Raw genomic sequence first — 18,135 nt, forward strand, 5'->3', positions numbered from 1 at the left:
GAACGCAAACAGGTCCGCCTTTCGGCGGACCTGTTGCATTCAACGGGCCAGGCAGTCGGCCCTCGCGTTCCTGGGATCAGTCGATGTCCAGGAAGCTGCGCAGCGTCTCCGAACGGGAGGGATGACGCAGCTTGCGCAATGCCTTGGCCTCTATCTGGCGGATGCGCTCACGCGTGACATCGAACTGCTTGCCGACCTCTTCCAGCGTGTGGTCGGTATTCATGTCGATGCCGAAGCGCATGCGCAGCACCTTGGCTTCCCGCGGGGTCAGGCCGGCCAGGACGTCCCGCACCGTTTCCATCAGGTTGATGTTGGTGGTGTTGTCCACCGGGGACTCCACATTGGTGTCCTCGATGAAATCGCCCAGGTGCGAGTCCTCGTCGTCGCCGATCGGGGTCTCCATGGAGATCGGCTCCTTGGCGATCTTCATGACCTTGCGGATCTTGTCCTCGGGCATGTCCATTTCCTTGGCCAGTTCTTCCGGCGTGGCCTCGCGGCCGTACTGCTGGAGCATCTGGCGGGAAATGCGGTTGAGCTTGTTGATCGTCTCGATCATATGCACCGGGATGCGGATGGTGCGCGCCTGGTCGGCGATCGAGCGGGTGATCGCCTGGCGGATCCACCAGGTGGCATAGGTCGAGAACTTGTAGCCGCGACGGTATTCGAACTTGTCGACCGCCTTCATCAGGCCGATGTTGCCCTCCTGGATCAGGTCCAGGAACTGCAGACCACGGTTGGTGTACTTCTTGGCGATGGAGATCACCAGGCGCAGGTTGGCCTCGACCATTTCCTTCTTGGCCTTGCGCGCCTTGGCCTCGCCGTAGGCCATTTGCCGGCTGATGTCTTTCATGTCGGCCAGGGTCAGCATCAGCGACTTCTCCACCTCGATGGTGGCCTGCTGCTCGGCGATGATCTGATCCTTGACCTCACGCAGGCCCGAGGACCACTTCTGCTTGCGCTTGAGGGCTTCGTCGACCCATTCCAGGTTGGTCTGGTTGCCTTCCCAGGAGCGGATGAAGTCCTTGCGCGGCATGCGGGCGGTGACTGTGGACAGGTGCAGCACGCGGCGCTCCTGGTCCTTGATCCGCTGCAGCACATCGCGCACGTTGCGCACCAGCGTGTCGGTCAGGGCCAGCGGCAGCTTCAGGGTGACGAACACCTCGGCCATTTCCTGGCGCAGCTTGGCGCCGGCCTTGTTGTCGGCACCGCTCTTGGCGTAGCCCTTCTTGAACTTGGCCAGGGCAGCGGACATCACCTCCATGCGGCGGTTGACCTCCTCCGGATCGGGACCGGTCGGGCCGGCATCTTCCTCGGCACCGTCATCGTCGTCGTCCGAATCGTCGTCCGAGTCGTCGTCGCTGCTGTCGCTGCTATCGCTGCTGCTGTCGCTGCTGTCGCTGGCCGATGCCGGCTGCTCCGGCTCGTCCTGCAGATCGTTGAAGCCGACCACGACCTCTGCCAGCCGCTTCTTGCCCGCCTTATGCAGCTCGTAGTCTTCCAGCACCAGTTCGACGATGGACGGCAGCAGGCCCAGGGAGGCCTGGACCTGGCCCAGACCTTCCTCGATGCGCTTGGCGATGGCGATCTCGCCCTCGCGGGTCAGCAGCTCGACCGTGCCCATCTCGCGCATGTACATGCGCACCGGGTCGGTGGTGCGGCCACCCTCGGTGTCCAGCGAGGTCAGCGCCGCGGCGGCTTCCTCGGCTGCGGTTTCGTCGACTTCGCGGTTGCCGCTGGACTCACCGGCCAGCAGCAGGGTTTCGGCATCGGGCGCCACTTCGTGCACCGCAATGCCCATGCCGTTGATCATGCCGATGATGTCTTCGATCTGCTCCGGATCGACCATGTCGTCGGGCAGGTGATCGTTGACCTCGGCATAGGTCAGGTAACCTTGTTCAAGGCCCTTGCTGATCAGCAGCTTGATGTCGGATGCCTGGGCAGGACGTTCGTTGGCCATGAGTGCTTGCGCCGCCTAAGAGAAAGGTCAGGAGAACCACGTATTATACCAGCCGGACCGTGTCCAGTCTGGTGCCGCTGCGTTCATATTCCGGTTTTTTCCCGGCCTGTTCAGGTCCGCAGCAGGAAGGTGACTGGTCCATCGTTGACCAGCTCAACCACCATGTGGGCGCCAAAGCGCCCGGTTTCCACCCCCGCGTGTCGCTGCCGGCAGACCTCGACCAAACCGTTGAAGCCGCGTTCAGCCTGATCGGGCGCTGCCGCCGTGGTGAAGCTGGGCCGCATGCCCGAACGCGTGTCGGCCGCAAGGGTGAACTGGCTGACCAGCAACAAGCCACCGCCGGTGTCGGCCACGGAGCGATTCATCCGCCCCTGTGCATCGGAAAACACCCGGTAGCCCAGCAACCGCTCGGCCATGCGCAGGATCTGGGGCTCGCCGTCGCCAGGTTCAAGCCCCACCAAGGCCAACAGGCCCGGCCCGATCGCCCCGATCGTGTCTCCCTCTACCACGACCGAAGCCCGGGTCACGCGCTGGATCAACGAGAGCATGGAGCGCCTTGTACGGAAGTGGGATGGCCGGCCAGATGCGGGCGATCGCCGCCCTTTGCAATGCCCGCGGCGCACGCAGCCGATAGACTGACCGGATGAAACCAAACACCGTGGCCGGGCTCGCGTATCGCGCCACCGCCGTCTTCACCGCCCTGCCCTGGCCGATGCTGCGCCGCCTGGGCGACGCCCTGGCCTGGATCTGGACCCGGCTGGACGCGCGGGAGAGCCGGGTCGCCCGACGCAACCTGGAACTGGCCTATCCCGACCTGCTGCCCAGTGAACGGGCCGACCTGCACCGGCGGATCCTGCGCGGGACCGCGCGCCAGGCACTGGAGACCCTGCGCTTCTGGACCCGCCCGCACGCGGCCAACCTGGAGCAGCACCTGCGTCAGCGCCATGGCCAGGACCTGTACGACGCGGCGCTGAAGTCAGGTCGCGGCGTGATCGTGGCCGCGCCGCATTTCGGCAACTGGGAGCTGCTCAACCAATGGCTGGCCTCGCGCGGGGACATCGCCATCGTCTACCGCCCACCCGAGTCGGACGTGGGCGATGCCTTCCTGCAGCGCGTACGCGGGGCCGAGAACATCCGCCAGGTGCGGGCCGAGGGGCCCGCCGTGCGTCAGTTGTTCAAGGTCCTCAAGGAGGGCGGCGCGGTCGGGATCCTGCCCGACCAGCAGCCCAAGGCCGGCGATGGCGTGTTTGCGCCCTTCTTCGGCGTGCAGGCCCTCACCATGACCCTGGTCAACCGTCTGGCCGAGCGGACCGGCGCCATCGTCCTGTTCGGCTGGTGCGAACGGGTGGGCACGGATCTGGACTTCGCCCTGCACGTGGAGCCGGCGCCGGCAGGCATGGGCGACCCGGACCCGCAGGTCGGTGCGGCCACGCTCAACGCGCAGGTCGAACGCATCGCCCGGCGCGATCCGGCGCAGTATCAGTGGACCTACAAGCGCTACACCCTGCGCCCTCCCGAAAGCGGGGAGGCCAATCCCTACTGGACCGCGCGCCACCCGCACTGATGTTTCAGCCCGCGGCGGTGTGAAACGGGCATTCGCACCGGACTGACTAGGCTGTGCGCGCCCTTCCCCCAGGCCACTGTCTTGCTCCCACGCTTCCGACCCGGCCACGCGTCGCGCCGTCCCTCACTTATCCCGGCCCCCGTTCGGTGAGCACGGCCACGCACGCGCTGTGGATCGAGGGGAAAGGCCGTTTCGCGCTGCGCGAAACACTGTTGCCAGCACCAGGACCCGACCAGGTCCTGGTACGCACCCGCTACAGCGGGATCAGCCGCGGCACCGAGGCCCTGGTTGCGGCGGGCAAGGTCCCGCCTTCCGAACACGCACGCATGCGGGCTCCCTTCCAGGAAGGCGAGTTCCCGTTCCCGGTCAAGTACGGCTATGCCTGCGTGGGCAAGGTGGAGGCCGGACCTGCGCCGCTGCGCGGTCGCGAAGTGTTCTGCCTGCATCCGCACCAGGACGCCTTCGTCGTCGCCGCCGATCGTGTCAGTCCGCTGCCGCCGCAGCTGCCTGCCGCGCGTGCCGTGCTGGCCGCCAACGCAGAAACCGCGCTCAACGTGCTCTGGGACGCCCGCATCGCCGCGGGCGACCGGGTCGTGGTGGTCGGCGCCGGGGTGGTCGGCGCGCTGGTCGCTCACCTGGCCGGGCGATTGCCGGCGACCGAGGTCACCCTGGTCGACATCGACACCTCGCGCCAGCCGCTGGCCGAGCAATTGGGCGTGTCGTTCAGCGTGCCCGACCAGGCACCACGGAACTGCGATGTCGTGGTCCACGCCAGTGCGAGCGAGTCCGGCTTGTCCACCGCGCTGGCTTGTGCGGGATTCGAGGCCCGGGTGGTGGAGGCCAGCTGGTATGGCGAGCGGATCGCCCGCCTGCCCTTGGGGGAAAGCTTCCACAGCCAACGCCTGCAGCTGGTCTCCTCGCAGGTGGGCCACCTGCCGCCCTCGCAGCGCGCCCGCTGGGACTACGCACGGCGCATGGCCACCGCCCTGTCGCTGCTCGACGACCCCCGCCTGGACGTCCTGATCTCCGGGGAGACGCCTTTCCAGGACGCCCCCAACGACTACCCCACAGTGCTGGCCCACGCCGGCACCCTGTGCCATCGCTTCCGCTATCCCGACTGACCGCAAGGAGCTCGCCCCGCATGTTCGCCGTCGAAGTCCGAGACCACGTGATGATCGCCCACAGCCTGCCGGGGGAAACCTTCGGACCCGCCCAGGGCCTGCACGGCGCCACCTTCGTCGTCGACGCCGCGTTCTACGCCGCCGAATTGGACGATGACGGCCTGGTCGTGGACATCGGTCTGGCCACGCCGCTGCTGGCCGAAATCCTCAAACCGCTCAACTACCAGAACCTGGACGCGCTGCCGCAGTTCGCCGGCAAGACCACGACCACCGAGTTCCTGGCCAAGTACATCTTCGACCAGTTGCGCGCGGCCATCGCCACCGGCCGCCTGGGCGCAGGCGGTGCGCGGGTGAAGAAGCTGCGCGTGCTGCTGCACGAGTCGCACGTGGCCCGCGCCTGGTACGAGTCCGAGCTATGAGCCAGCGCGCGCTGGTGTTCGCCATCCCCGGCAACCTGGATAGCCCCACCGGCGGCTATGGCTACGACCGCCGGATCATCGCCGGCCTGCGCGCGCACGGCTGGCACGTGCAGGTCCTCGGCCTGCCCGACGGTTTCCCACACCCCACCCCGGCCGACCAGACCGCGACGCGTCAGGCACTGGCAGGCCTGCCTGATGGGTCGCTGGTCATGATCGACGGACTGGCGCTGGGGGCGATGGAGGCCGACACGGTGACCGAAGCCGCCGCACGCCTGGTCGTGGTGGCGCTGGTCCATCATCCGCTGGGGCTGGAAGACGGGCTCGATCCGGCGCGCGCGCAGGCGCTGCTGGGCAGCGAGCGTGCGGCGCTTGCGCAGGTCCGCATGGTCGTCACCACCAGCGACACCACGGCGCGCTCCCTGCAGGCCGACTTCGACATCCCTTGTGAACGCCTGCGCGTGGTGCCACCCGGGCTGGACAAGCCGGACCTGCGCCCGCACGACCCGGTCACCGATGAACTCGAAACTCCGGCCACGCCGCTGCGCCTGCTGTCCGTCGGCAGCCTGATTCCGCGCAAGGGCCACGCGCTGCTGATCGAGGCGCTGGCGCCGCTGCGCGACCTGGATTGGACGCTGCGCATCGTCGGCGGGGAGCGCGACGGCGATACCGGCCGTGATCTGCAGGCCCGCATCGCGCGGCACGGACTGCAGGCCCGCATCACCCTGGTCGGCCCAGTGCCGGATACGGCACCGGAACTGGCGCAGGCCGACGTCTTCGTCCTGCCCAGCCGTTACGAGGGCTACGGCATGGCCTTCGCCGAGGCCATGGCCTACGGCCTGCCGGTGATCGGCTGCGAAGCCGGTGCGGTGCCCGAAGTGGTGCCGCCCTCGGCCGGGATCCTGGTGCCGGTCGACGACGTGGAGGCCCTGACCGACGCCCTGCGCTCGCTGCTGACCGATGCGCCGCGCCGTCAGCTGCTGGCCGCCGGCGCGCGCCAGGCCGCGGCGATGCTGCCGGACTGGTCCGCACGCGCGGCGCAGATGGCGCAGGTGTTGGCGGCATGAGCGGCTTTTCCGAGCAATGGCTGGACCTGCGCGAACCGGCCGATCACGCCGCGCGCGACCAAACCCTGCTCGGCCTCGCCGCCGCGCGCCTGGACGCTCGGCCGCACGCAACGCTGGTGGATCTGGGCTGCGGAACCGGCGCCAGCTACCGGGCGTTGGGCCCGCAGCTGCAGGCCCGGCAGACCTGGCATCTGGTCGACCACGACCCGGCCCTGCTGCGGGCCGCGCAGGCCCGGCTGGCCCCTCACATCACGGTGGAAACCCACGCGCTGGACCTGCGCGCCCTGGACACCTTGCCGCTGGAAGGCGCCGACCTGGTGACTGCCTCGGCCCTGTTCGACCTGGCTGGCGACGCCTGGCTGAGCGCGTTCGCCGATCGCCTCGCGCAGACCGGCGTCGGGCTGTACGCGGTGCTTACCTACGATGGCCGCATGGACTGGTCCACGCCGCTGCCGGCCGACGTAGCGGTGGTCGAGGCCTTCAACCGCCATCAGCGCGGCGACAAGGGACTGGGCCCGGCCCTGGGGCCGGCGGCCGGCGGACGCTTGGTCGAACTGCTGCAGACGCGTGGCTACCGTGTGCAGACCGCCGCCAGCCCGTGGGTCGTGACCCAGCCAGGGCCCTTCCAGCAAGCCCTGCTCGAAGGCATCGCGCAGGCCGCGACCGAAGCAGGGATGGCGTCGGAGCAGGCGCAGGACTGGCTGGCCGAACGCCTGGGCGCGATGCCGTCGTGCACCGCACGAGTCGGTCATGTGGACGTGCTCGCCTTTCCGCCCGGCTGAACGCCGCGACTTTCAGGACATTGGCGCTTCGCGCAGCTCGCAATCGAACACGACATCCCCACCCAGGTCGTAGCTGGTCGTGCGCGGCCTTCGGGCCTGGGACAGCGAGGACACCGGCGGCAGCGCCAGGCCGGTCGGCCCGGCGCCGATGATCAGCGGCGCGATCGCCACGTGCAGGCGATCCAGGCAGCCGGCCTCCAGAAAAGAGGCGATGGTGCAGGCACCACCTTCGACCAGCACGCGCCGCAGGCCGCGCGCGGCCAGCGCCTGGACAATGGCCGGCGCCTCGATGCGCCCGGCATCGTCCATCGGCAATGCCAGGTGCGGCACCGTTAGGTCATCGACCCTGGCATCGGGACCGTGCACCAACAGAACCGGCGCGGCCGCGTCGTGCAGCAGACGCGTCTGACGCGGGATACGCCCACGCGGATCGATGACCACCCGCACCGGATTGCGGCCCTCCACCAGGCGCACGGTAAGCGAGGGATCGTCGGCCACGACGGTGCCGACTCCGACGACAATGGCATCCACCAGCGCGCGGCAGCGATGCAGGTGGCGCAATCCGGCGGCGCCGGAGATGTTGCGCGCGTCGCCATCCACCGTGGCGACCCGCCCGTCGAGCGACTGGCCCACCTGGGCCAGGACGAACGCCGGGCTGCGCGCGAGTGGCGCGTACAGGGCCCCGCACCGTTCCGCGTATGGCGCCCCAATGGCCTGGCGCGATGAGGGACAATGGCCCGGACCGGTCCCGGCTTCGGCCTGCGCACGCAAGGCCGCCCAGCTGGCGCTGGTCAATTCTTCGCCATCGTTGCGCGCGTCGGAATGCACCTGCTGGTCCATACATTCAAGCTAGGGATGGCAAGGTATGGGGGTTGTGAAATGGCCCAAGACCCCTATAGACAGGATCTCCCGCTCACCCCCATTCGATCAGGACGACTTCGCACCGCTTTCATCACAGCACTCCTAGCGTGACCTTGTTGGTCCGGATGCGTCCGGTCTTACAGGTGCGATGCGCGGGGTCAGGAACGGCAAATGACGCCGGCCTTCCCTCTATGCCCGCAGGAGTCCTCCATGTCCGCATTGCCCAGCCACGTGTTCAACATGCCCACTCGCGTCTCTTCCTCCCTGGCCTTGTTCGGCGACCCTGCCGCGGTCGCCTGTGAACGTGCCGCCGGGGAACTGCGCAGCGGACGGCCGGTGGTGGTAGTGGACGATGCTGGCGCCGGCACGGCCGTGCTGTCGATCGAGGGCGTGACACCGGAGACCTTTGCCAGCTTTGACGAAGCCAGTGGCGGGCAGCACCAGTTGTTCCTCTCTCCGACGCGCGCCCGGATGCTGGGCCTGGATGCGCCGCATGGCGCGCGCATCCCGCTCGCCGGGCATGCGCTCGATGCCTTGGCCGAACTGGCCTACCTGCCGGCGCAGGCGTATGCCGGCGCCTGGACCAGCGGCACGGACCGCGACGCGGGCGCCTCCGCGTTGGCCCGGCTGGGCCTGCTGCTGCCAGCCTTGCTGGTCCACGACCTGCCCCGGCAGGCACCCCCCTTCGATGCCTGCGCCCGGGTCACCTTGCGCCAGTTGGCCGATGGCGCGGCCCATGCAGGCCGTGACTGGGAACTGGTGGCGCGTACCCGCGTGCCACTCCGCGAGGTGGGCGACGCCCATTTCGTTGTCTTCCGCGGTGGGGTCGCGCTGCGTGACCAGGTCGCCATCGTGGTCGGCCAGCCCGACCTGTCCAAGCCGGTGCCGGTGCGCGTGCATTCTTCCTGTCTGACCGGCGATCTGTTCGGCTCGCTCAAGTGCGATTGCGGCGACCAGTTGCGCAACGGCCTGCTCAAGCTCAAGGAGCTGGGCGGCGGCGTGCTGCTGTACCTGGATCAGGAAGGCCGCGGGACCGGCATCGCCGCCAAGATGCGTGCCTATGGCTACCAGCACGATGGCCTGGACACCATCGACGCCGATGCGCTGCTGGGCTTTGGGCCGGATGAGCGTCGTTACGAAAGCGCGGCCGCGATGCTGCGCGCCTTGGGTGTGGCACGCGTTCGTCTGCTGACCAACAACCCCTCCAAGGTCGATCGGCTGCGTGCGGCCGGCGTGGAGGTGATCGGGCGCACCCCGGTGACCGGACGCATCACCGCCGACAACGAGGGTTACCTGCGCACCAAGGCGGCACGGGCCGGGCACGCGCTGGATGTCGATGCGCTGATTGCCTCGCTGTCCTGACGGCGTGGAAGCAACGCCATGGCCACCGTCCTCTCCCGGACTCACGGATACGCACACGCAGCTGCACGACGTCGCAGCGCGGCGCTGAGTTTTCTTGGCTGCGGCGCCGTCGGCGCGGCGCTGGTCGTTGCGCTGTCGCGTGCCATCCCGCTGGACTGGCATTTTGGCGTGGCCTCGGCCGCCGTTTACTTGGGCATCGCCTGCGTCGCGCTGACACGGGTGAGCGGACATCACGCCGGTCCCCGCTTCGGCCTCGCCAACCAGATCACCACCCTGCGTGCGGCGCTTACCTCGCTGTTCGGTGGGCTGGGCACGATGACCCAGACGGTGACGGCAGACAGTGCGTGGCTATGGGTGTTCGCAGTGCTCGGCGCGCTGGCGCTGGCGTTGGACGGCGTGGACGGCTGGCTCGCACGGCGGCTGGGGCTCGCCTCGAAATTCGGCGCGCGTTACGACATGGAGATCGACGCGCTGCTCATCGCCCTGCTGTCGCTGCTGGCCTGGCGCCTGGGCAAGGCGGGGCCGTGGGTACTGGCCATCGGCAGCATGCGCTATGGCTTCATCGCCGCGGCGGCCGTTCTTCCCTGGCTGCGCGGGCAACTGCCGGACAGCACGCGACGCAAGACGATCTGCGTGGTCCAGGGCAGCGTGCTCTGCGCGCTGCTGGCGCCGCCGCTATTGGGCATCTGGAGCCAGCTGCTGGCCGGCGCTGCACTGACGATGCTGGCGCTGTCCTTTGCCACGGATGTGTGTTGGCTCTGGCGCCATGCACGGCGCGGCGTTTCGGTGTCAGTGCACGCTGAGCTGGGTGCGTCGTCGCACCAGGGTCCACAGCCCCGGTAAGGCCCCCACCACGTTTACCAGCCCATAAAGGACCGAGCTGGCGACGCCGTGTTCCGCGCTCAGCCCGACCAGGGGCCACAGCGCCGCGGCGGCGGCCTCGCGCACGCCCCAGCCGCCGACCGAAATGGGGATGAGCATCGTGGCCAGGGTCAGCGGCAGCACGGTGAGCCAGGCCAGTGCGGGCAACGCATCGCCCAGTGTCCTGGCGCACAGGGCGAACACCGCCACATAGCTGCCCACGATGCTCACGCTCAACACAGACTGCGTCAGCCAGGCGCCGTGACGCCACCATGCGCGCGCCACATCCGGGCCAAGCCCCTGGAGCGCGCGCCGCACCCGCACCGGCCCGCGGCGGGCCAGGCCCCAAACCACCAGTGCGGACACCACCACCAGCACGGCCGCCAACAGCAGCGTGACCGCCACGCCTGCCGGACGCGCAGCATCGCGGGCCAGCAGTGGCCAGGCGACAAGACCGAGGCTGGCCAGCACGAAGAACGCCACCTGCCCGGCCAGCCGCTCCAGAACCACCGCACGCACCGCGCGTGCGGTGCTGGCCGCTTCGCCGGCATGGCGCCAGGCACGCACGGCGTCACCTCCGACACCGCCGGGGAGCGTCTGGTTGAGCAGCGTCGCCAGGTAGTACTCGGCGATGGCCCGTGGCAATGGCAGGACAACCTGGAGGCGCACCGCGGTGAAACGCCAGCGAATCGCCGAGAGCACGACCTGCAACTGCACGACCATCAGCGCCAACAACAGCCAAACCGGTTGGGCCTGCTTCAGCACCTCCAGCGTCGCCGACAGATCCAGGCGCCAAGCGAGCACGGCCAGCAGCGCGAGCGGCAACAGCCACCGCAGCCACGACAGCGGGCGATGAGGACCGGTGTGGCGGGTGTGCGTGCGAATACGGCGGCTCCTCGGCTTGATGCTGGAGACGTTACTAGAACCTCGCATTCGCCTCCTGCAATGCGCCGTGGTCCGGCGACTGCCGGCGCGACTCGGTGGCTGCCAGCAGAGCGCCGCGAAATCGACTCCAGCCGCTCGCCTTCCTGCTCACCGAAAACCGCGCGAATGGGGACGGCCACTGCGATGGTAGGCTCCCCGCCCTGGCCGTCCAGCTGATGACACCGCCTGACGGCGACTTCTTTCCTTCCAGGCGCCTCCTGCTTGTACGACGTTTCCGATCCGAACCCGGCCCCGACTTCTCCCCCAGCCCTGCCTGACAGCTGGCAGCCACTGCCTGCGCGCGGGGCCAAGCTGGCCGCGACCGGCGCATTGCTTGGCACGCTGACGGCTGCCGCAGTCGCGCTGGGCGTGGCGCGCCTGTCCGCACCGGTACCGCTGCCCTGGCGCTGGCTGGGACTGGCGGCGGTGCTGGTAGCGTTGGGAGTGGCCTGGGTCGCCTGGCGCCGGCACCGCACGATCCGCTGGCGCCTGAACGCGCAGGGGTTCGCGGTGAGCCGCGGGCACCTGTGGCAGAGCGAGACCCACGTGCCAATTTCGCGCGTGCAGCATCTGGACGTGCGCCGCGGCCCGCTGGAACGCGCCGCGCGCCTGGCGACCCTGGTCGTGCATACCGCCGGGACCCGACTGAGCGCGGTCTCACTCTCCGGGCTGGACCACGACGATGCCGAACGCCTGCGTGATCGCCTGGCCCATCAGCTGGACCAGGACGACGACGCGCTGTGAGCGGAGTCGTCCCCAGCCGGCCGGAGACCAAAGCGCCGGACCAGCGCCTGCACCCCTGGTCGTGGCTGTTCGTGCTGTTGCAACAGCTGCGTCAGTTCCTGGTGCCGCTAGTCGTGCTGCTGGTGTTCGGCGGTCGCGATGGCGAACGCGATCATTACGACAACATCGCCTGGCTGGTGGTCATGGCGATCTTGGTCGGCAGCGCCCTGCTGCGCTATCTGACCTATCGCTACGCCATCGGCAGCGACGGCCTGAGCATCCGTAGCGGCCTGTTCCACCGCAACCGCCGCGAGATCCCCTTCGCGCGCATCCATAACGTGGTGGTGCATCAGTCACTGCTGCATCGCCTGTTCGGCGTGGCCGAACTGCGCCTGGAATCGGCCGGTGGGACCAAGCCCGAGGCGCAGATGCGGGTGCTGCGCATGGATCAGGCCTTGGCGCTGGAACAGTTGGTCCGCCACCGCGGCCAGGCGCCTGTAGTTGATGCGCCGCCGGAGGCCTCGACCACGCTGCTGGCCCTGCCCGCCAGCGAGATCGTCCGCCTCGGGCTGATTTCCAACCGCGGCATGATCGTCATGGCGGCCACGTTTGGCGCGCTCTACCAGACCCTGCCGCAAAAGCTGGTGGCCGACGCCGTCGAGGACTATGGCGGCCAGGTCTTCGGCTTCGCCAGCCACCTGCACATGGGCTGGATGTCCGGGCTGATCACGGTGATCAGCCTGCTGGCGTGGGCGCTGGTCGGCCTGCGGCTGCTCTCCATTGCCTTGGCGGTCGTGCAGTACCACGGCTTTCGCCTGAGCGAATCGGAGCGTCGACTGACGGTGGAACGCGGCCTGCTGGCACGCATTCGCAGCAGCGCCGCGCGCCGGCGCATCCAGTCCTGGACGCTGCATGAAAGCGTGCTGCATCGCTGCTTCAAGCGCCGCAGCCTGGGCATCGACACGGCCGTGGCCGGCGCCCAGGGCGAACAGGGCCGCGCCATCCGCGAACTGGTACCCCTGGCCACGCCGGAGCGCTGCGACGAGCTGGTGCGCCATGTGCTGCCCCATGCGCAGTGGCCACCCGCGCAGTGGCATCCAGTCCCGGCGGGACAATGGTGGCGGCTGTGCCTGTGGCCGGCATTCTGGCTGGCCTGCGGCGTGGCGGCGCTGTGGATGATGACGGAGGGATGGAGCCTGCTGCTCCTGGCCTGGCTGCCATGGTCGGCCTTCAAGGCCTACCGACAGATGCGGCGGATGGGCTGGAGCGTGGACGCCGATCTGGTCGCGGTGCGCGGCGGGTGGTGGACGCGCTGGTGGCGTCTGGCCGAGCTCGACAAACTCCAGGCGCTCAAGCTTGCGCGTTCGCCGCTGGACCGGTGCTGCGGGACGGCCTCGCTGCTGCTGGATACCGCAGGTGCCTCCGGGGAGAGTCCACGCCTGCGGTTGCGCTATCTCCCGGTCGACCAGGCCCGCGCGCTGCACGCGCAGCTCGTCGCCACACTGGCCCGCCGGCGCCTGCGCTGGTGAACCCGCCAGGCGCTGGGCGCAATGACGCCTGCTAGCGCGCGCCGCGTCCCCAGTAGCGCAGCTCCCGACGGATCTGCAGGGCACGCAGGCGGGCGCCGAACGGCTTGGACCGGAGCGTGCCCAACTCGCCGTCGATGAAGTCCTCGGTCGCGGTGATCACCCGCTCGGAGGCATGACCATCGCGGTCAGGATGGATCGCATCGGCGTAGCGCACGATGGCGTCCATCAGCGTGGCCGAAGGGTGCAGCGCGCTTTCGAGCTGGGCCGGCAACTGTGCCGGGTCGTCGAAATCCAGCATGTGCGGTTTGGGCGCCCGGTTGCGCAGGGTCACCACCGGTTTGTGCTGGACGATGAACTCCGAAACGATCGAGGAGGTATCGGAGACCAGGACATCGGCGGCGCGCTGGGCGGCCATGACCTGTTCGGGCTCGATGAAGGCCGCGTTCGGGCCGGCCAGCGCGCGATAGCGGTAGAACAGCGCCGGCGGACATTTGGGGTGCAGGGTCAGCAGCCAATAGTGTTCACCGCGCGCGATGTCGGCGGCGATCTGATCGATCAACAGCGGCGCGGCGCTCAGGCGCTCGGTGAAGGTGGAGCCGAACAGGATCACCGGCCGGCCACCGGCCCGCGCGCGCAACGCGGCGCTGGCCCCACCGTCGTCGCGGAACAGCGGATCGAGCTTGGGCCAGCCGGTCTGGGCCACGGCGAAGTGGCCCTCGCGCTCGGCCAGTGCGCGAAACGGCACGGTCGTGGCCGGGCCCTGGGTGCAATACAGGTCGAACAACCCACGCACGCGGAAGTGCCCGCGCGTGTCGGCGCGCTTCTCCACGTTGAAGCCGTGGAACAGCTGCACCTTGGCCCCGGACAGGAACGTCGGCACCCAGTTGGCCGCGCTGAACACCGCGCGCGGGCGCAGGGCCACGGCCTGTTTCAGGCCGACCTTGCGCACGAAGGGGGCGACCTGGCCTTCCAGTCCGCGCGCATTGCCCTCGAACCACGCACTGACCTGCTGGCCGGAGGCGTGCAGGGCCTGGGCCAGAGGCGCGAGAATAGGCAGCGCGTACCGTTCGGTCGCAAACAGCAGGTAGTCGCTCAAGCCATGTCCTCCACATCCGCACACGGCGAACGGCCGCGCATCTCGGCCTGCATTATCACGTTCAACGAAGCCGACCGCATCGGCGCCTGCCTGGACTCGCTGGCGTTCTGCGATGAATGCGTGGTGGTGGATTCGGGGTCTACCGATGCGACCGCGCAGATCGCGCAAGCACGTGGCGCGCGTGTCCTGCGGCGCGACTTCGATGGCTACCGCAGCCAGAAGGACTTCGCCGTGCAGCAGGCCACCTACGACTGGGTGCTGTGCCTGGACGCGGACGAACGCGTGGACACCCCATTGCGGGCGGCGATCCTGGCGGCGCGCGAAGCCGGGTTCGCGGGCGCGGCGGGCTACCGCTTCAATCGGCTCTCGGACTACTTCGGCCGCTTCCTGCGCCATGGCAACGCGTATCCGGACCGCGTGCTGCGCCTGTTCGACCGTCGCCAGGGCGGCTGGCGGGGCAAGCGCGAGATCCACGAGGCCGCCAGTGTGGATGGGCCGGTGCGGCTCCTGACCGGCGACCTGATCCATTACCCCTACCGCTCGCTCGCCCAGCAACTGATCAAGACCCAGCGCTATGCGCAGATGATGGCCGAGCACGAGTTCGCGCGCGGCAAGCGGGCGTCCTGGGGCAAGCTGGTGGTGTCGCCCGCGTGGCGCTTCTGGCGCGGGTACGTGTTCCGAGTGGGATTCCTGGATGGCTGGCGCGGGCTGGTCTATGCCTACGTGCGCGCCAACTACGTGCGCCAGAAGGCGATCATGTTGTGGCTGCTCCAGCACGGGCAACCAGTCAACGATCCGCCGCGCGACTGAGTCTCAGGCCTTGCGCGGGTCCTCGCGCAGGCTGAAGCCCAGCAGGATCCCCACCAGGGTCAGATAGGTTCCGCCGCTGAGTTGGTGCGCCCACATCGACTGGCTCAGCCCGCACAGCACGAAGCTGACCACCACCACCAGCCCCGCCAGTGCCGCACTGCGCGATCGCCGCGGAAACGGCCTGACGTTCAGGCGCCGGAGGAACAACCACGCCGGCACCCCGTACAACAAGGCCAGTGCCACCAGACCCGGAATGCCCATCGTCGCGCCCCACTCGGGGAAATCGCTGTGCGCATGCCCCAGTTGGCACCAGGCATCCGGCACGGCGACCTGGCAGGCCGGTGCGGCGGCCAGCACCCGCTCGAAACGGCCCACGCCCACGCCCACCCAGGGATCGGCTTCGAGCTCCTCGCCAGCCAGGCCCATCAATTGCAGACGCGCTCCGGCGGAGGTATCCGAATCACCGGACGCATAGCGCAGCATGTCGATCTGGAGTGCATCGACACGCTGCTGCACCTGGGGTGACACCGCAGCCACCGCGGCCAGCGCCAGCACGGCCAGCACCCAGGCCTCGAGCCGGTGCGCTCCGCCGCTGCTGCCGCGGGCAAACAAGGCGATGGCCACCACCAGGGCCGCAGCCGGCCAGGCCCCGCGCGTTCCGCTCAGTCCGATCGCCACCAGGCCTGCGGCGGTCGCCACCACGGTCAAGACAAACCGCCCCGAAGGACGCAGGAACACGACCAGCACCAGCAGCAGCACCGCCATGTCGCCGAAGGTGATCGCGTTGTTCCAGCCATCGGCCCGGTCCAGGCCGTGTAAGGTCTGGACCAACGCGACGACACAGGCGCCGATCAGTCCGATCACCGCGCCGCTCCAGAGCGCCGCGCGCGGGGGCGATAGGCCCAGGACCAGCAGACTGGCCAAGGGGATCACCAGCACCCGTCCCCGAGTGCCGGCTTCGCTCCAGCTGTCTTGATGCACCAGGACGGAAAAGCTCACGACGCCAACGACGCAAAGCGCCACCAAGAGCATGCCCAGCACCGGCCAGCCGGCGGCGCGGCGCGCGGCCCACAGCCGGTCTGGCGCCAGCAAGACCGCCGCCAGGGTGCAGCAGGCTGCAGGCGTCAGGCCCCAGGGCGTGGCAATCAGACAGGCGGGCATCAGGACCAAGGCAAGCGCGTATAGCCCGCGCGCGGCGCGCAGGCGCAAGCCATCGGGAAATGGCTGGTCGAACCACAACGCTCGGTCAGGATGTGCCCGCATCGCCTCGTTCTACGCGATCAAGCCCGAACGCGGGCTCACTCATCGCCCGCTTCGATCCGCGCAGCGCGCGCGGCATCGTCGAAGGGTATCTCAGGCGAAGCCGGGCAGTGTGCCCGCGCCGTCATCGGCACCAGCCACCAACCCCGACGATTGGAGTCGCCGATATCGTCAGCCAAGGCACGGTCGACACAGGCCGGGAGAGACACGTCCTGGATCAGCAGCCAGCGCGTGGTCGGTTTCTCCGCCTGCCAGGCCAGGCCGAGCCGCAACTGCTCCTTCCACGGCATCCGGAAGCCGAAATTGGTCGTCCTGGACTGGGTCATGAGCAGGTTCTGCTCCTTCCAGGCCACCAGGCCGAGTTCGGCATCCGGACCGATCCGGCGGGCGGTGGCCATCATCACGCCCCGCGCCGAACTGGAGTCGTTGACCAAGGGTGCCAGGGCGATGCCATACAGCACCCAGATCGCGCCCAGGGTGGACAACAACCCCACCACCGGTCGACGCCGGAACAGCAGCACGCTGCCCATGCCCCAGGTACCCATAGCCACCAGCACGTAGGCCAGGGTCGCGGTGACCACCTCGCTCATGCCGCGATCGGTATGCAGCTTGCGCTCGAAGGAGGGGTCGCCGGTCAGCATGGCAATGCCCATGCCCAGCGTGGCCAGGGCCAGCACCAGGGCGAATCCACGGGCCAGCCATTGTGGACCCGGCTTGCGCAGCAAGCCCGGCAGCAAGGGCGCTAGCGCCAGACAGACCATGGGCAGGGCGGGCATGATGTAGACGTCGCGCTTGCCATGCGGAATGGAGAAAAACACCAGCACGATCAGCCACCACGCAATGGGCACCAGGTAGCGCGGATCGTGCCGCAGGCGCAGGCGCCGCGCCCATGGCCGGATCGCCCACGGCAGCGCCAGGATCGTCGGCGCCCACATGAACATGACTTCCAGGAAGTACCACGCCGGCTGCGGGTGGTCCCAGGAATTGGCGTAACGCTTGGCGGTCTGGCGGAACAGGATGTCGTTGAGATAGGCGCGGTGCTCGGGATCACCGGACAACAGCACCGTGGAGACCATGGGCACCAGCCAGACCGAAACGGCGACCAAGAACGCCAGCGGCCCCAGCCAGAAGCGGCGGTCGCCCGCGCCCACCTTGACGCTCGGCCAGCCGCGAACCGAGGCCACCGCCGCCGGGACGATGCTGAGCAGCGCCAGGAAACCCACGCCCTTGGTGATCGTGCCCAGACCGGCGAAGAACCAGCCCAGCACCCACATCTTCCAGTCCGGGCCCTTCAGCAGGTGCCGCAGCAGGCCGTAGTTGGCCAGGGTGATCATGCCCAGCACCAGCGCATCGATCTGCGCGCGCTTGGCCTGGTAGGTGAACTGGAAGGCGAACAGCAGCGCCCAGCCCGCATAGAGGCCGACCTTGCGGGTCCACAGCCGCTGGCCCAGGTCCTTCACGCACCAGATCGCGCCCATCGTGGCGATCAGTGAGGGCATCAGGAACGCAACCCGCCAGTTGCCCGTGATCAGGAAGAACAGCCCTTCCAGCCACATCAGCATCGGCGGCTTGTCCGGATACAGCTCCACGCCGCGATGCGGGAACAGCCAGTTGCCGCTTTCCACCATCTGCTTGGCAACCAGCGCAAAACGCGGCTCGTCGGCCGGCCACGGATCGCGTAGGCCGATGCCGGCGCCGATGACCAGCAGGGCGGTGATGAAGAGCAGCCAGGTGTCGAGGGAACGGGTCTTGGCGAAGGTCATCTGACGCATGTCGCGGAATGATAAACGGGGGCTGTCGGA

At 68.8% G+C, this 18,135-nt stretch carries 17 protein-coding genes; 10 read left to right on the forward strand and 7 right to left on the reverse strand.

Annotated features, from left to right (window positions below):
- Positions 1-76: 76 nt before the first annotated feature.
- Complete coding sequence (gene rpoD / locus ACORQU_RS03030) at positions 77-1,957, reverse strand: RNA polymerase sigma factor RpoD (protein WP_271646900.1); 1,881 nt, start codon at positions 1,955-1,957, stop codon at positions 77-79.
- A 110-nt stretch (positions 1,958-2,067) separates the two neighbouring features.
- Entirely contained in the window at positions 2,068-2,505 is a 438-nt protein-coding gene (gene dtd, locus ACORQU_RS03035; protein WP_491643341.1) for a D-aminoacyl-tRNA deacylase, read from the reverse strand.
- 95 nt (positions 2,506-2,600) lie between these two features.
- Here dtd and ACORQU_RS03040 point away from each other — a divergent pair, with 95 nt between their 5' ends.
- The 5 genes from ACORQU_RS03040 (at position 2,601) to ACORQU_RS03060 (ending at position 6,907) form a co-directional block, all read left to right on the forward strand.
- Positions 2,601-3,521: a lauroyl acyltransferase gene (locus tag ACORQU_RS03040; RefSeq protein WP_491643343.1), complete on the forward strand. Its 921-nt coding sequence runs from the start codon at positions 2,601-2,603 to the stop codon at positions 3,519-3,521.
- 146 nt (positions 3,522-3,667) lie between these two features.
- Entirely contained in the window at positions 3,668-4,642 is a 975-nt protein-coding gene (locus tag ACORQU_RS03045) for a zinc-dependent alcohol dehydrogenase (RefSeq protein WP_491643345.1), read from the forward strand.
- Positions 4,643-4,662: 20 nt separating this feature from the next.
- Positions 4,663-5,061 carry a 6-pyruvoyl trahydropterin synthase family protein gene (locus tag ACORQU_RS03050; RefSeq protein ID WP_491643347.1) on the forward strand — a complete coding sequence of 133 codons (399 nt, stop codon included), beginning with the start codon at positions 4,663-4,665 and terminating at the stop codon, positions 5,059-5,061.
- Positions 5,058-6,125, forward strand: coding sequence for a glycosyltransferase family 4 protein (locus ACORQU_RS03055; protein ID WP_491643349.1), 1,068 nt, complete (start codon positions 5,058-5,060; stop codon positions 6,123-6,125). The genes ACORQU_RS03050 and ACORQU_RS03055 overlap by 4 nt, the downstream gene beginning before the upstream one ends.
- A complete protein-coding gene (locus ACORQU_RS03060; protein ID WP_491643351.1) occupies positions 6,122-6,907 on the forward strand; it encodes a methyltransferase in 786 nt (261 codons plus the stop codon). The genes ACORQU_RS03055 and ACORQU_RS03060 overlap by 4 nt, the downstream gene beginning before the upstream one ends.
- Before the next feature lie 12 nt (positions 6,908-6,919).
- On the opposite strand, the gene ACORQU_RS03065 is transcribed toward ACORQU_RS03060, so the two are convergent.
- The gene (locus ACORQU_RS03065) at positions 6,920-7,735 is read right to left on the reverse strand and encodes a RibD family protein (protein WP_491643352.1); all 816 of its coding nucleotides are present in this window, start codon (positions 7,733-7,735) and stop codon (positions 6,920-6,922) included.
- A 273-nt stretch (positions 7,736-8,008) separates the two neighbouring features.
- Here ACORQU_RS03065 and ribA point away from each other — a divergent pair, with 273 nt between their 5' ends.
- Both ribA and ACORQU_RS03075 read left to right on the forward strand, forming a co-directional pair.
- On the forward strand, positions 8,009-9,130 hold the full coding sequence (ribA, locus tag ACORQU_RS03070) for a GTP cyclohydrolase II RibA (protein WP_491644937.1): 1,122 nt from the start codon (positions 8,009-8,011) through the stop codon (positions 9,128-9,130).
- Between the two features lie 18 nt (positions 9,131-9,148).
- Positions 9,149-9,973 carry a CDP-alcohol phosphatidyltransferase family protein gene (locus ACORQU_RS03075; protein ID WP_491643354.1) on the forward strand — a complete coding sequence of 275 codons (825 nt, stop codon included), beginning with the start codon at positions 9,149-9,151 and terminating at the stop codon, positions 9,971-9,973.
- On the opposite strand, the gene ACORQU_RS03080 is transcribed toward ACORQU_RS03075, so the two are convergent.
- Positions 9,920-10,924 (reverse strand): lysylphosphatidylglycerol synthase transmembrane domain-containing protein, encoded by a 1,005-nt coding sequence (locus ACORQU_RS03080; protein WP_491643356.1) that lies wholly within the window; start codon positions 10,922-10,924, stop codon positions 9,920-9,922. The two genes, ACORQU_RS03075 and ACORQU_RS03080, sit on opposite strands and share 54 nt — an antisense overlap.
- Before the next feature lie 213 nt (positions 10,925-11,137).
- On the opposite strand from ACORQU_RS03080, the gene ACORQU_RS03085 reads away from it, so the two are divergent.
- Both ACORQU_RS03085 and ACORQU_RS03090 read left to right on the forward strand, forming a co-directional pair.
- Positions 11,138-11,659, forward strand: a complete 522-nt coding sequence (locus ACORQU_RS03085) for a PH domain-containing protein (RefSeq protein WP_491643358.1) — start codon at positions 11,138-11,140, stop codon at positions 11,657-11,659.
- Positions 11,656-13,167, forward strand: coding sequence for a PH domain-containing protein (locus ACORQU_RS03090; protein ID WP_491643359.1), 1,512 nt, complete (start codon positions 11,656-11,658; stop codon positions 13,165-13,167). The genes ACORQU_RS03085 and ACORQU_RS03090 overlap by 4 nt, the downstream gene beginning before the upstream one ends.
- Before the next feature lie 31 nt (positions 13,168-13,198).
- On the opposite strand, the gene ACORQU_RS03095 is transcribed toward ACORQU_RS03090, so the two are convergent.
- Positions 13,199-14,263 (reverse strand): CDP-glycerol glycerophosphotransferase family protein, encoded by a 1,065-nt coding sequence (locus ACORQU_RS03095; protein WP_491643361.1) that lies wholly within the window; start codon positions 14,261-14,263, stop codon positions 13,199-13,201.
- 3 nt (positions 14,264-14,266) lie between these two features.
- Here ACORQU_RS03095 and ACORQU_RS03100 point away from each other — a divergent pair, with 3 nt between their 5' ends.
- Positions 14,267-15,073 carry a glycosyltransferase family 2 protein gene (locus tag ACORQU_RS03100; protein ID WP_491643362.1) on the forward strand — a complete coding sequence of 269 codons (807 nt, stop codon included), beginning with the start codon at positions 14,267-14,269 and terminating at the stop codon, positions 15,071-15,073.
- Between the two features lie 3 nt (positions 15,074-15,076).
- Here ACORQU_RS03100 and ACORQU_RS03105 read toward each other — a convergent pair whose 3' ends face one another.
- Together ACORQU_RS03105 and ACORQU_RS03110 are read right to left on the reverse strand one after the other, a co-directional pair.
- A complete protein-coding gene (locus ACORQU_RS03105; protein ID WP_491643364.1) occupies positions 15,077-16,336 on the reverse strand; it encodes an O-antigen ligase family protein in 1,260 nt (419 codons plus the stop codon).
- Positions 16,337-16,371: 35 nt separating this feature from the next.
- On the reverse strand, positions 16,372-18,096 hold the full coding sequence (locus ACORQU_RS03110; RefSeq protein WP_491644939.1) for an ArnT family glycosyltransferase: 1,725 nt from the start codon (positions 18,094-18,096) through the stop codon (positions 16,372-16,374).
- Between the last annotated feature and the right edge of the window lie 39 nt (positions 18,097-18,135).

This window comes from Pseudoxanthomonas sp. JC1303 (assembly GCF_058448525.1).

Coding starts and splice junctions, on each gene's coding strand:
- ACORQU_RS03110 (WP_491644939.1), bottom strand. CDS start 18,096: ATGACCTTCGCCAAGACCCGTTCCCTCGACACCTGGCTGCTCTTCATC.
- ACORQU_RS03105 (WP_491643364.1), bottom strand. CDS start 16,336: ATGCGGGCACATCCTGACCGAGCGTTGTGGTTCGACCAGCCATTTCCC.
- ACORQU_RS03040 (WP_491643343.1), top strand. CDS start 2,601: ATGAAACCAAACACCGTGGCCGGGCTCGCGTATCGCGCCACCGCCGTC.
- ribA (WP_491644937.1), top strand. CDS start 8,009: ATGCCCACTCGCGTCTCTTCCTCCCTGGCCTTGTTCGGCGACCCTGCC.
- ACORQU_RS03080 (WP_491643356.1), bottom strand. CDS start 10,924: ATGCGAGGTTCTAGTAACGTCTCCAGCATCAAGCCGAGGAGCCGCCGT.
- ACORQU_RS03050 (WP_491643347.1), top strand. CDS start 4,663: ATGTTCGCCGTCGAAGTCCGAGACCACGTGATGATCGCCCACAGCCTG.
- ACORQU_RS03100 (WP_491643362.1), top strand. CDS start 14,267: ATGTCCTCCACATCCGCACACGGCGAACGGCCGCGCATCTCGGCCTGC.
- ACORQU_RS03060 (WP_491643351.1), top strand. CDS start 6,122: ATGAGCGGCTTTTCCGAGCAATGGCTGGACCTGCGCGAACCGGCCGAT.
- dtd (WP_491643341.1), bottom strand. CDS start 2,505: ATGCTCTCGTTGATCCAGCGCGTGACCCGGGCTTCGGTCGTGGTAGAG.
- rpoD (WP_271646900.1), bottom strand. CDS start 1,957: ATGGCCAACGAACGTCCTGCCCAGGCATCCGACATCAAGCTGCTGATC.
- ACORQU_RS03055 (WP_491643349.1), top strand. CDS start 5,058: ATGAGCCAGCGCGCGCTGGTGTTCGCCATCCCCGGCAACCTGGATAGC.
- ACORQU_RS03075 (WP_491643354.1), top strand. CDS start 9,149: ATGGCCACCGTCCTCTCCCGGACTCACGGATACGCACACGCAGCTGCA.